Consider the following 13,513-nt stretch of genomic DNA (forward strand, 5'->3'; position numbering starts at 1 on the left):
TATTCACAACAAACATTTACTTACTAATAAGTAAGTATTTACTGATCTAATTATTTTGTACTGATTATTACTGATAAAACGTTATTTTTATTGACTTTTCCCTTGTCACGTTATTTATCAATAATCCCAAACAGATGTATAAGGAATTTATCGGCTATTATGAACCAACCAAAGAAGAATTGGAGCAATCCTGGAATGAGGCAGTACTCGTGTTAGATGCTAATACACTGTTAAACTTGTACAGATATAGCGAGTCAACCAAAAAGGTTTTCCTTTCGGTCTTGGAAAGCCAGAGGAATAGGCTTTATATTCCTTATCAGGTTGCTTACGAATTCCATAAGAACCGGCGCTCTGTGATCGAAACTACTCGAAGAGCATATGAGGAGTTAAATTCAGACATCAATACCTATTTTAACAAACACCTAATAGCGCAAATAAACAGGTTTGAAAGGCATCCTACGATTAATATAAGTAGAATTAAGAAGTACTACGAAGAATTCATGGATAAAGTCAAAGCGGACCTTTCAGAACAGGAAAAAAAGCACCCTGACTTTAGTGGGAATGATGAATTACTTATGAAAATCACGGAACTTTTTAGTGAGCGGATAGGTGATGCTCCTTCCGAGGAACAACTGCTTCAGTTATATAAAAGAGGTGAAGAAAGGTATAAAAAATTGATACCTCCTGGCTATAAGGATGCTGAAACAAAGAAGAAGGATGGAGAAAGAGCAATGTATGGTGATTGGCTCATATGGTCAGATCTAATTGCGCAGTCGAAGAAAACCAAAAACATGTTCATTCTTATCACAGATGACCTTAAAGAAGACTGGTGGCGAAAAGAAAGCGGCAAGACCGTTAGTTGCAGACCAGAATTGATAAAAGAATTTTATGATGAAACTAAGACTCGCCTTCTACTGTATTCCGCAGATCAGTTTTTGCGATTGGCTAAAGACAGGAATCTTATCCAAGAAATTAGCGAAGATACAATTGCAGAAATGGAAACCTTAAGGGAAACCGATGTCGTTGACCTAATCAATGCCCAAGTTGTCACCGATAATGAAGGTGGTTCAAAAAAGGACAATAGAAATACAGTTTTAAACAAAATAAAACTAATTAAAATTTTACTTAATATTGAATACAAAAATAAGGGGCCTTTCACCGATGAAGAAATGGCAATGCTAATAGAACAAGCCGAGACTGGAAACTTAAGTGAAGCTAATTTATCGGCTCTATATCACATAATGGTACGCACCTATAAAAATTTTAGTAATAAGGAAATCAACAATATGAAAAAGGACTTTCTGCCAACAACATAATCTGAAATTGAGGCATAACAATCAAATTAACGGGTCCTAAATAAGAGGTAAAGGCTCTCAAAAAAATTATAATTTCAATATTTGTATAATATTTTACTGCCACTTAATATTGTGAATTGTCTGCTTCACTAATTCAGAAATAGAAACGAATGAAAAAACAACACTGCTCTTAAATTTGAAACTGGTTCCAGTACCCACCAATAGCAATTCAGCTCCATATAAAAACAGCTGTCCAGTTGTCCTTGGCAATTCATATTGGTCTTGAAAGCTAAAAGGAATTAGCTATTCCTTGGACGATGAAAACAGATGATCGCCCAAGGAACAAACTATGCAGCTTTTATAATCTCTGAGTAAAGTTTGACGGTTAACTCCCCATTCTCACTGAATAGTTGCCGTGCCAACCTTCCCATATTTAATGCGATATTAGCATTGCTCACCTGTGCATAAATCTGAGTTGTCCTAATATTCTTATGACCTAACATTTTAGAAATTGTTTCAATTGGAATACCATTTTCCAAACAGACAGTAACCGCAAAAGTATGGCGAGCCACGTGGGTCGACAATTCAAATGAAATATCACATATATCTCCAACCTCTTTGAGATAGCCATTGTAATTGGAATAGCTTTTAACTGGCAACAGCTTATTATTTTCGACGCAATAAGAATCATTCTTATATCTATCCAGTATTTCTGCGGCTATAGGTAATAATGGCAAACACTCTTCGCTACCTGTTTTTCGGCGGTCAATACGAATCCACCTTTTCCCGTCAATACCAGTGAAAACCATTTCCTTGGAGAGTCCTTGTATTTCATTGAATGCATAGCCAGTAAAACATGCAAACAGGAATACATCTCGTACATGCTCTAACCTGCCAATAAGCTTTTTTTTGTACATCGTGATCAACTGAAATAGATTTAGCACACTTCTTTTGGGCTGTTTATATGTGCTCATGAACTCTGCCCAAGGATTTTTTTCTATCCAACCTTTCAATACTGCTATGGATAATAACTCTTTAGTATTCTTTAGGTACTTCATAGCTGTATTCTTACAAATTTTCTGGTGCACAAGAAAAAAGTGGAGCATTTCGTGCGGATGGGATGGGCCTACCTGATCTAGCGGTATATCATTCTTATTCACGGTGTAATCAAGAAAGGACCTGATTTTCTTTTTGGTTACCTTCCAGCGCTTTAAAGTGTTGGCTGATCTTTCGCCAGCTTTGACCAGCGCCACGAGTTTACTGTATTTATAGTTTAATGTTTGGCAGAGGGTTCTTGAGGCCGAAGTTTCAGTTCTACCGGCATCAGGCAATACTAGTCCTAAATATTTGTTCTTGAGTAGGTCTGCCGTTACCTGTTGCTGTCCTCTGGTTAACATTTTATACAATGACACCAGATCATTCAGTGTGTTCTCCACTTTCTGATAAACCTCCATCCCCTTTTTCTTATCCGCCACTAAGACAAGGTTGACATTTTCGTTTGACTGGTCCCATTGGTCTGGATCGATTTTGATACTCAGGGATATCTCCCTACGTATCCCTTGGACAGTTATTCTCGCAATAATCGGCGCATCGCCATTGGCATCAATTTTTGATTTTTCTGGAAGGAAAAGAATGGATAGTTGCTTGTTAATTCTCATTTCTCAAAGGTTTTATGGTTTGAAATTTGCCTAAAACCGCTTTCACACAAAAGCATTCGGGTACCAATATAAATCACACAAGATGGTACCCGAACAGGTACCCGAATAACTTGCGTGACTTTATACTAATTTGATTGAGAAATATTAGCAGACCTGCTATAGCCGGAGATTTTAAATGAAAAAGGGCGACTTTGAGTCGCCCTGTGTGATCCCGCTGGGACTCGAACCCAGGGCCCATACATTAAAAGTGTATTGCTCTACCAACTGAGCTACGGAATCATCCTTTCGGACCGCAAAGTTATGCAAACTATCTGATAATCAAGCCCCCAAGATAAAAATTAATGAAAAATAGCAATACACCCCGCGCCTATGGCCAATCCTAGCAGAATATAATACGCCCAGCGCGACAACTCCTTCTCCGCAAATCGTATATTTATCACCGTTACCCCCAGGAATGCCGCCGTTTTCGGTACCACCTTGTAATAATTTACATGCGGGTACATCAGGTACACCAGCACCACCCCGGTAATCAGCAAAAGAATACCTAAATACAAACTCATCTTACTACGCGGCCCCGCACCGCGGGTAGGCCATAATATACCCAAATAGGCTAAATACAAGGCGAAAGCAATGAAATGGATTAATAATACAATACTGAAAAGCATAATTGAAATATTTATAAGGCAAAACTAGCCCCCGCCCGCCCGCCGTTCGTTAACCCAGGTTAATAAATACCTATTTTTTTACTAAATTACCGGTCACAATCAACCAAAGGATAGTATGGGGTTAATTAGTATCGATAATGAGCGCGACATACTGAATCAAATTGCCAACAATGACGAGCAGGCCTTTGCCGCCCTTTTTAACGGTTATGTACAGCAAACAGGAAAAATCGTATTCGCCATCACCGGCTCCAAAGAGCAAACCGAAGAAATCGTGCAGGACGTATTCCTCAAAATATGGAACGAACGCACCAGGCTGCCCGAAATCCATAAATTCAACGCCTACCTTTTTATCTTACTAAGAAATCATACCATCAACTATATAAACAAACTGGTCACAGAAAGAAAACACCAGCAGCAATACTCCCAGTTCGTGTTGCACAACACCACAGAACAAAACACAGTACACGAACACCTGGAAAAAGCTATCGAGCGCCTCCCTTCCCAGCAAAAAACCGTATTCCTCCTACGCGCCCAGGGTTATAAAAACCCCGAAATAGCAGATAAAATGAACCTCTCCACCGACTCCGTCAAAAAATATAACCAGCTGGCCCTGAAATTCCTGCAACGTATGATCTCCATTAAAATCCATATCGCCTTCGCCGTATTTTTATTCAAAAAGCCGTAGCGGAAAAAAAATTTCCTATCCCATATCTCCTTTTTGATATCCCTCCCTGTCTTTAATAATGTACACAGACTTACAATGAACGACAAACGCCTGGAAATACTGTTCAAAAAAGCAATCAACCGCACCTGTACCGAAGCAGAGTACCAGGAACTGCACGCTTTACTCGCAGATCCTGCCAACGAAAGCCAGTACAGACTCTATTTTGAAAAGCTTCCTACGCTGACCGCCGCCGACCCGGCCGTGTTTACCACCGACGATACCAACGCCATGCTGCAACGGATCCTCGCTAAACAACCGGAAAAAAAGGTGACCCGCATAAAACCTTACGTGCTTTGGGCCGCCGCCAGTATCACGTTTGCAGCCATCGTTTTGGGATACCGACAGTATGTTCTTTTACAACCACCGGCTACCAAAACCATCGCTGCAGCATCACCTAAGTCCGCCGCCGTCGTGCTCACCCTGTCAAACGGAAAACAGGTTACGCTCGATACGCTGCACCACCACAAAGTGATTGATGACAACGGCGCCACCGCAGTGCAGTCCGACAAAGGCACACTGGCCTATACCGGCAACGCCACCGCCACAGGGGAAATAGTGTTCAATACACTCACCACCCCACGCGGGCGACAATTCAAACTCGAACTGCCCGACGGTACCAAAGTATGGCTCAACGCCGCCAGCAGCCTGAAGTACCCTACCACATTCGGGGACTCCCGACAGGTAACACTCACCGGCGAAGCCTATTTTGAAGTGGCGCAGCAGGCACAACACCCGTTCGAAGTAATCCTGGACAACCAAACAATTACCGTTCTCGGCACATCATTTAACGTTAAAGCCTATCACGATGAAGCGTATGTAAAAACAACACTGCTGCAAGGTAGCATCCTCGTTCAGCCACAACAGCAGCCACCAACAATGCTGAAACCCGGCCAACAGGCTACCCTGAACAACCACCAGCTCCACATCAGAAAAGTGGACACAAAAGAAGATGTCGCCTGGATGTCCGACCTGTTCTACTTCTCAGACACCGATATCTCCTCCGTGGCACACCAACTGGAACGCTGGTACGATATCGAAATAGATTATGCATCATTACCGGAAGCCCGACTTTACGGCCAACTACCAAGGAGTACACCACTCCCTGTACTATTAAGAGCAATTGAAAAAACAAGTAACATAAAATTCAGTCTGAATAATAACCGCTTATCAATAGAGCAATAAGACAGGAGATTATCAACCAATCACCCTTATAAACCGCTATTATCATGAAAATTCAACATGGCCACATGCTGGGCCATTGGAAACGCTATGCCTGCTGTTTCGTACTGTCAGCCGTACAATCACTGGCCTCCGCCGCTTCAGCCTACTCACAAAAGGTAGATCTGAAAGTACACGATGCGCGACTGGACCAGGTCCTGGCTTCCATCCGCTCCCAAACCGGCTACTCATTCGTATTCGACGCCCGGTTCACCAAAAACGCATTGCCGGTAACCATCGACCTCAAAGACGCCTCCTTCCAACAGGCCCTCTCTGAGGTATTCAAAGGGCAACCCTTTACCTACGAAGTATCGGATAAAATCGTTACCATCACCAGCCCTACTGCCATCAACCAGGCTACCATCACCCTCATCGGTCGCATCCTCAGCCCGGACAATCAACCGGTGATAGGCGCCAGCGTTACCGTACAGGGCACCCGCCTCGGCAGCACGGCTAACGCTGACGGCTACTTTAACCTGCAAAACGTACCGGACAACGCCTCCATCGTCATCTCCTCCATCGGCTTTAACCCATTACTGCTGAAACTGGATAATGGTACGCTCTCAGTACCCAACAGAGAAAACAGGAGCCAGCTCGTGCGCAGCAATACCCAAAACCTGCTCATCACCCTGCAACCCTCCTCCTCCCAATTACAGGAAGTAAACATCTCCGTTGGTTACGGTACACAAAAAAGAAGAGAAACTACTTCTGCCATTTCCACCATCAAAGGTTCGCAACTGCAGAATAAACCCAGCGGCTCCATCGAAGGCCTGCTCCAGGGTCTCGCTCCCGGCCTGCTCGTGCAAAACAACTCGGGTATGCCCGGCGGTCGCAGCATGGTACAAATCCGTGGCCTCGCCTCCTTCTCCAACTCCGCCAACTCCGGCGTAGTTAGTACCCCGCTCTTTATCATCGATGGGGTACCACTGGAACAGGATGTGTTCAACCCTTCCGACCCGCGACAAGCCATCACCAGCATACTCGCAGGTTTCAGCCCCTTCGACCTCGAATCAGTAGAAGTCCTCAAAGACGCTTCTGCCACCGCTATCTACGGCTCCAGAGGCGCCAACGGCGTAATCATCATCAACACCAAACGCGGTAAAATCGGCAAGCCTATCGTAACGTTAAATACGCAATACGGCCTCAGCTACTACCCCAGCCTCCGTAAAACACTGGGCGGCGCCGCTGAACGCAACTTCAAAATCGCACTGTACAACCAGTACAAATCTGCTAAAGTAGGTGGCGGCGCTACCGACATGCCCATCGAACTAACAGATAGTCTCAACGGATTCTATAACAACTCCACCGACTGGCAAAAACTCTACTTCCGCGATGCAGATATTAAAAATGTCAACCTCGGCATCAGCGGCGCTACTGAAAATGCCAGCTACCGCGTGGGCGTAGACTACTACAAAGAAAAAGGGATTGTACTGGGCTCCGGCTTCTCCCGCTTCTCCCTGACTTATAATGGTATATTTAAACCTACCTCCAAACTCACCATAACGGGAAGGGCTAACCTGAGTCAGACAGACGCCAGCCAGAAACGTGGCGACACCTATAACGCCGCCGTTGTGGGCAACAACTTCTCCTCCTCCTTCCGCCCGGGTCCTGCAAGTGGTTATTTCGACACCTTCCTCGATTCCTACAGCAAAGGAGTAAACCTCGACCTTACCCGCCGAGGCCTCGCACAACTGGAAGTGAGCTACGATATCTTTAAATTCCTCAACCTCACCTCCCGCGCTTCCGGCAACTACGAGTTTTACCGTACCCGCACCTTTGAGCCCAGCGGCACCCGCAGCGACGCTAAAGCAGCCGCCTCCTACTACTCCCAGGAAAAAGTAAACCTGCTGAGCGAAACATTCCTTCGCCTCTACCATACTTTTCCTTCCCAACACTCGTTCGACCTCACCGTAGGTAATACCATCAATACCAGCGAAAACAATAACATCTACGGCGCTGCCACCGGCGGCCCCAGCGATGCGCAACAGGTGATCCTCGGCTACCCGCAGGCCAACCTGAAGCTGGAAACACACAACCTCAAATACGGCCTTTTATCCTATTACTCCCGACTCTCCTACAACTATAAAAAACGATACCTCCTCCAGGGCGTTGTCCGTGCAGATGGTTCCTCCAAATTCGGTAAGGACAACCAATGGGGCTACTTCCCCTCCGTGTCCGCCGGATGGGTGTTTACAGAAGAAAACTTCCTGAATAAAAGACTGGGCAACATCCTCAACTTCGGTAAAATCCGTGCCAGCACAGGCAAATCAGGTACGCAGTACGAAGATAACTACCTGGCAGTAGGTGCCTACCTCACCAAAAGCGGCGATAACGCCACCTATAACGGCATCCCACTGCTGGCGCCTAACTACGCCGGTGGTAACGGTATCGCCCTCCCTAATCTTACCTGGCAAACTACCAAAGACCAGGGCATCGGGCTGGACCTGGAATTCTTCAACAGCAGAATCACCATGGCCCTCGATTATTACAATAAAAATACGGATGGCTTCCTCTTCCCGGATGCACTTAATGGTACCAGCGGCTATTCTTCCCGCTATGTCAACAGCGGCTCCGTTCGCAACTACGGCTACGAAGCAGCCATCACCGCCTATATCACCAAACCAAATAAAAATTTCCAATATTCTGCCACCTTCATCGGCGCCATCAACCGCAATGAGCTCACGAAACTGCCCGACTTCGGCCGCTCCGTGTCCCGCTCCGGTTATGCGGTTGGCCAGCCCTACCTGCAGATAGGCCGCCCGCTCAACGGCTTCTACCTCATGAAGTACCTCGGCGTATATGCCACGGATGATGAAGTGCCTGTAAATAAATATACCGGCATGAAACTCTATCCCAACACCAGCGGCTTTACCTCCCAGGACCCTTACCGCGCCGGCGATATTAAACTGCTGGACGTGAACGGCGATGGTCGTATAGGCGTAATGGATAACAGCGATAGAGTATACAGCGGTGATCCGAATCCTAAATTCAGCGGCAGCTTCGCCCATACCTTCAGCTACCGGTTTAAAAACAACGCCGTGGTACAACTGGACCTGTTCTTCAACTACTCCGTAGGCGCTAAGGTGTTCAATAAAGTGCTGGCCGACCGTATCAAAGCAGTTAGCTGGACCGCCAGCGAAAACGTAAACTATCCGGGCGGACAACGCAACCTCCTCGATGTTTCTGACCTCGACTTCTGGACACCTGAACATACCAACGCTAAATATCCGGTACTCAATCCGTGGAGATACTACGGTTTGTCCAGCTACGACTTCATCGGTAACTATGAAACCAATACGGACCTGTTTCTGGAAGATGGCAGCTTTATCAGGCTCAATAACATCAACCTGTCATACGATTTCTCTCCGGCAGTACTGAGCAGGGCACATATCCGTAAACTGCGTGTATACGGTGGCATGAGCAACGTTTTCATCCTCACCAAATACACCGGCGTAGATCCTGAAAACGTGGACTCTTACGGCTATGACCTCGGTAACGGCTATCCGATTCCGTACAAATTCAACCTGGGCTTTAACTTCGAATTCTAATTACTATGCAGCTATTCTCATTCCGGAAATACAGGATTATATATGCGCTGATCATCGCAGCCACCCTCTTCTCCTGTAAAAAAATCCTGGACCCGCAAATCATTGAATTACCCACCGCCGATAACGCTATCACCTCTTCCGCTGATGTGGAAAAGGCCATCGCCTCGGCCTACTCTTACCTGCGCGCTGTTGTTCCTGATAAAGTTTTTTTAATGGGAGATGTACGCGCCAACCTGTTCACCAGTTACTCGGATGTGCAGAACGTGAGAGTGGAAACACCCATCCCGCAAAACACAGCCGCAGCGTTACTCAATAACGACGGAGGGAACTGGAACCAGTTTTACACCGTGGTAGCACAGTGCAACCTCGTGCTGGAACGCATACAGCAAATAAAAATCTACGACGAAAAAACACGTCGCCGCCACATCGGTGAGGCCAGCTTCATCAGAGCCCTCACCTACTTCTACCTGGTGCGCTTCTGGGGCGATGTGCCCTTAAACCTCCAGGCCATCAATATCGAAAATATTGCGCGTGCGCCGCAAGCGGAAGTGTTCAAACAAATCAATGCCGACCTCGACATAGCCATCAACAGCCTGGACATAAAATATGCAGATGGTGATGCAGCCGTACGCGCCACCAAAGGTGCTGCCTGGGCCATCAAAGCACATGTGCTGGCCTGGAACCACGATTACGCCACCAGCGAAAAATATTGCGACAGCGTAATCACCGCCGGCCCTTACAGCCTGGTGCCCACCGCTACGCTCATCAACATCTTCATCGGCAAATCCACCGAAGGTATCTTCGAACTCAACTTCGATGTGAATACCAGGGAAGTGCAGAAAAACCGCGTGTTTAACAGAACACTGGGCAGACCATGGTACAGCGATTATAGCGACGGTGGCGGCGGTAGCGACAGATACCTCCTCACCCCTCACCGCGATCAGATCAACAATATGTTTACACCTGGCGTGAAAGATGATCGTATAGCCACCTGGTTTATATATGAAACCTACCTCCAGGGTAAAAACGAAGACCGCGTGTTTCTTGGCAAGTACAGAACCCTGCAGCTGAAAGGCGATACGTCTTCCCAAAATATTAATGAATCCAATATCATCATTACCCGCCTGGCGGATATCCTGCTGTTACGCGCAGAAGCCCTCGCTTCCAACGGTATCAACCGCAACGCAGAAGCAGCCGAGCTCCTCAACCGCGTACGACGCCGCGCCAACGCACCGGAATATACCGGCGGCGGCAACATCCAGGATACCATCCTCCTGGAACGTAAAAAAGAACTGCTTGGTGAAGGCCAATACTTCTTCGACCTGGTAAGAAACAGGAAAATTGATAAGGATACCCGCATCAAACAGGCCGACTGGTACGAGAAAGGCGCATGGCTGCTACCTATCAGCCAAACGATCATCGCCAAATCCAATTTCGTCATCACCCAGAATGATTTCTGGAAATAATCAACGCACCATGACCAATAATATCTTCCTGAAAATATATGCATGCCTGTTAGTAGTCGTACTGGCGCTGCCAGCCTGCCGCAAAAACGACTACTATGTAGACGGTGGCCTGTCAGGCCAGTCCCGCGAAGAAATGAGCATGCCGGTTTATGATTTCCTCACCAGCCGGTCCAACCATATGTTCGACTCCCTCGTGAAAATCATCGACCTCCTGGATGCCAAAGCATTGGTAAACCAGAACAACATCACCTTCTTTGCTGCACCAAATTCTGCCGTGCAAAGACTACAAATGAACTTCACGCCGGACGACAAACAAACACCACGCCCCCTCTCCGCCATCGGAAAGGATACGCTGCGCTTCCTCCTGGGCCGGTTCATTATCCCGAACGCAAAAATTACCCTGGAAAAAGCAGTAACGGATAAAGAGATGTTCTACAAAGCAGAGAATGGCGATAGCCTCTTCCTCTATGGAAAAGGTGGTGGCATCCAACCAGGTAGCTCCCTGCCTACTTCCGCGTTCTATATCGAGTATACGCACGTGAAAATTCCAGGGGTAGACTCCGTACGCTATACCGGCGGTATCCAAACACATAACCTTATGACCGCCAACGCCGTGGTGCATGTGCTGAAAAACGGCGCCAGCTTTGCCGCCGGCCTTAAACAGCGATATTACAGATAACCTAAAATCATTGTACGATGAAACATATTTTAAACTACGGGATACTGGCCTTTATACTCCTGGCCCTGTCCTGCTCGAAAGATAAAACAGACGGATTCCTGAGTCCGGCTATTAAATACACGAATCCAACCATCAATGCGGGCATTGGCGGCACCCTCATCGTAACAGGTGCCATGGTAACGGACGAATCCAGCAAGCCACTCACCTTTTCTATCGAGGCAATCCGCTCCGAAGACGGGAAAATCCTGCAGTCATTGATGGACTACAAGTTAAAAACCAACTGGTGGCATGCTGCCTATACAGAAAAGGAAAAAACAGCCAAGGAAATAGATACTAAACGCGATGTGGTAGAACGTCCCGGGATCGATATCAATCCTGTTAACGGCTCCATCGTCATCTATCCCGAATTTGATACGCTGCAAATGCCTAAGGGTAAATACACCTTTGATATCCGGGTAAAAAATTCAGGAGGCGAAATGGTTATAAAAAATGCGCTTACCATTAATATCTCGTATGCGCTGGACTATGCCTACACCTTCCAGGGGATAGATGGGAACCTGACAGGGATTGAAGTAAGTTTTAAAAGAAACAGCCTTACCGGTAAAAAAATCGAAGTCTACTTTGTGGACAAGAATAACAACCCGGTAGATCCTGAAAAACTTTTCGGGTATGATTATTCCACTACTCCCGGCGTTCCGGATCTGAAAGACTGGCATAACCTGGGATTGGAAAACCCTACGAAATACACTGCATTTCCGGACCACCTGGAACTGGAAGTAGCCAATTTTCCGCTACCATATGTGGCCGGAAAATCGCTTACCATCGATATGTATAACAACGGAGATATCAACGGCGCGTATTTCAACTTCTGGTTTGCTTTCGCTATACGTAAAGAAGGAATGTGGACGATCCGGATAAAATTAAACTATAAATAGCCAATGCACCATATAGCTGTGCCGGTGGCACAGCAACAAAAAAAGGGTTGTTGCACGCAACAACCCCCAAATTAACCGGGAGCAGAAAATCTCCCGGTTAATTATTTATCAAAATGCTCTTCAAACTCCCGCTCCTTCCCACGCTGATCCACTACCTTCACATGCACATGATAATGCCCTGCCGGCGCCGCACTTACATTCACATGCTTATGTAAATGATAAGTAGTTTGGCCTACCATAGCTGCATCGGTGTACGTTACTTCGTACTCCCAGCCACCATGGATTTCCACCGTAACGCTGGCAATTTTATTAGGTGCAGAAATATCTCCCCCTACATGTAAATCGGTTTTAGCTGTATTTAATTTCAGCTCCAAACTAGCCAGGGAAGGCAATGTAGCATCTATTTTAATTTCCAGGTCCGATTCCACTTCCGTTTGCTGACCATGCTGATCTATAACGGTGAGGTGTATATGATATTTACCGGCAGCCGCTTCGGCAGGGATATCGATATGTTTATGAAAGTCTGCATTTTTCACACCGACGAAGCCTTCCGTATAGGTGGAGTCGAACTCCCAGCCACCGGCTTCCTGCGGATGAATATCCAGTTTTACTTCCTTAATACCGCCAGGGGCAATAATTTCAGCATCCACATGCAGGTCGCTGCCGGCATAGGCTACCTTACTGTTACCACTGCCGATTTCCTTTAACGTAATAGTAGCTTTAGGCGCCACCTCATCTTTTTTGGAACAAGCGAATAAACCGGCCGACATAGCCAGCACCATCCCGATTTTTCCGAGGGATAATTTCATGATAGTTGAATTTTTAAATGAATAATGAATTAGATAATTTTTATGCTGATGCCCTTGAGCGTTTGCCAGCCTTCCTTGTCCGTCAGGCGGATCAGGAAATGGTAGTCGCCGGGGTCTACGTCCGCCGGCACATCAATTTCCGCCGTTGCTGTGTAGTCGCTGGTTCCGGCGGGAATAGCAAAGTCCTTAATGTAAAGCATGGGTTTTACCGCGCCTTTCACCGCCTCTTCTTCACAAACTTTCACCTCCGTGCTGTGCGTGTGATGGTCGAAGTTGTGGTGTATATCCAGGCTGTAAGATCCTAATGCCATATTGTCGGTAAACCTTGCACGGAAGGTGAAAATCTTGCCTCGTTCCATAATGCTGCATTGTTGCGGAAAAGCGCCTGATATGCCCAGGTCTATTTCCGGATAGGTAGTATCGGTTTGCTGATCGTCCTTGCTACAGGAGTAAAGTGATACCGCTGTCAGTAACAGCAACGCGTAATACAATCGTGTACGTTTCATATTGGTTTTA

Annotated in this window: 11 protein-coding genes and 1 tRNA gene; 7 read left to right on the forward strand and 5 right to left on the reverse strand. The window is 46.4% G+C overall.

Annotation, left to right across the window (positions count from 1 at the left end; translation table 11 throughout):
- Positions 1–134 precede the first annotated feature (134 nt).
- On the forward strand, positions 135–1,316 hold the full coding sequence (locus tag KW844_RS12930) for a PIN-like domain-containing protein (RefSeq protein ID WP_218377154.1): 1,182 nt from the start codon (positions 135–137) through the stop codon (positions 1,314–1,316).
- A 326-nt stretch (positions 1,317–1,642) separates the two neighbouring features.
- Here the strand turns inward: KW844_RS12930 and KW844_RS12935 are convergent, their stop codons facing one another.
- The 3 genes from KW844_RS12935 to KW844_RS12945 all read right to left on the reverse strand — a co-directional run bounded on the left by KW844_RS12935 (position 1,643) and on the right by KW844_RS12945 (position 3,618).
- Entirely contained in the window at positions 1,643–2,953 is a 1,311-nt protein-coding gene (locus KW844_RS12935; protein ID WP_218377155.1) for a site-specific integrase, read from the reverse strand.
- A gap of 206 nt (positions 2,954–3,159) precedes the next feature.
- Positions 3,160–3,232 (reverse strand) — tRNA-Lys (locus KW844_RS12940).
- A gap of 59 nt (positions 3,233–3,291) precedes the next feature.
- Complete coding sequence (locus KW844_RS12945; protein ID WP_218377156.1) at positions 3,292–3,618, reverse strand: hypothetical protein; 327 nt, start codon at positions 3,616–3,618, stop codon at positions 3,292–3,294.
- Between the two features lie 115 nt (positions 3,619–3,733).
- On the opposite strand from KW844_RS12945, the gene KW844_RS12950 reads away from it, so the two are divergent.
- The 6 genes from KW844_RS12950 (at position 3,734) to KW844_RS12975 (ending at position 12,188) form a co-directional block, all read left to right on the forward strand.
- The gene (locus KW844_RS12950) at positions 3,734–4,303 is read left to right on the forward strand and encodes an RNA polymerase sigma factor (RefSeq protein WP_218377157.1); all 570 of its coding nucleotides are present in this window, start codon (positions 3,734–3,736) and stop codon (positions 4,301–4,303) included.
- 75 nt (positions 4,304–4,378) lie between these two features.
- Positions 4,379–5,524 (forward strand): FecR family protein, encoded by a 1,146-nt coding sequence (locus tag KW844_RS12955; RefSeq protein ID WP_218377158.1) that lies wholly within the window; start codon positions 4,379–4,381, stop codon positions 5,522–5,524.
- Between the two features lie 44 nt (positions 5,525–5,568).
- Positions 5,569–9,108, forward strand: coding sequence for a SusC/RagA family TonB-linked outer membrane protein (locus KW844_RS12960; RefSeq protein WP_218377159.1), 3,540 nt, complete (start codon positions 5,569–5,571; stop codon positions 9,106–9,108).
- A 5-nt stretch (positions 9,109–9,113) separates the two neighbouring features.
- The gene (locus tag KW844_RS12965; protein WP_218377160.1) at positions 9,114–10,574 is read left to right on the forward strand and encodes a RagB/SusD family nutrient uptake outer membrane protein; all 1,461 of its coding nucleotides are present in this window, start codon (positions 9,114–9,116) and stop codon (positions 10,572–10,574) included.
- A gap of 10 nt (positions 10,575–10,584) precedes the next feature.
- Positions 10,585–11,253 (forward strand): hypothetical protein, encoded by a 669-nt coding sequence (locus KW844_RS12970; RefSeq protein WP_218377161.1) that lies wholly within the window; start codon positions 10,585–10,587, stop codon positions 11,251–11,253.
- Positions 11,254–11,270: 17 nt separating this feature from the next.
- Positions 11,271–12,188, forward strand: coding sequence for a DUF5007 domain-containing protein (locus KW844_RS12975; RefSeq protein WP_218377162.1), 918 nt, complete (start codon positions 11,271–11,273; stop codon positions 12,186–12,188).
- A 101-nt stretch (positions 12,189–12,289) separates the two neighbouring features.
- Here the strand turns inward: KW844_RS12975 and KW844_RS12980 are convergent, their stop codons facing one another.
- On the reverse strand, positions 12,290–12,997 hold the full coding sequence (locus tag KW844_RS12980) for a DUF4625 domain-containing protein (RefSeq protein ID WP_218377163.1): 708 nt from the start codon (positions 12,995–12,997) through the stop codon (positions 12,290–12,292).
- A gap of 29 nt (positions 12,998–13,026) precedes the next feature.
- Complete coding sequence (locus KW844_RS12985; protein WP_218377164.1) at positions 13,027–13,503, reverse strand: DUF4625 domain-containing protein; 477 nt, start codon at positions 13,501–13,503, stop codon at positions 13,027–13,029.
- Between the last annotated feature and the right edge of the window lie 10 nt (positions 13,504–13,513).

The organism is Chitinophaga sp. sic0106, from assembly GCF_019219075.1.
Classification (GTDB): Bacteria; Bacteroidota; Bacteroidia; order Chitinophagales; family Chitinophagaceae; genus Chitinophaga.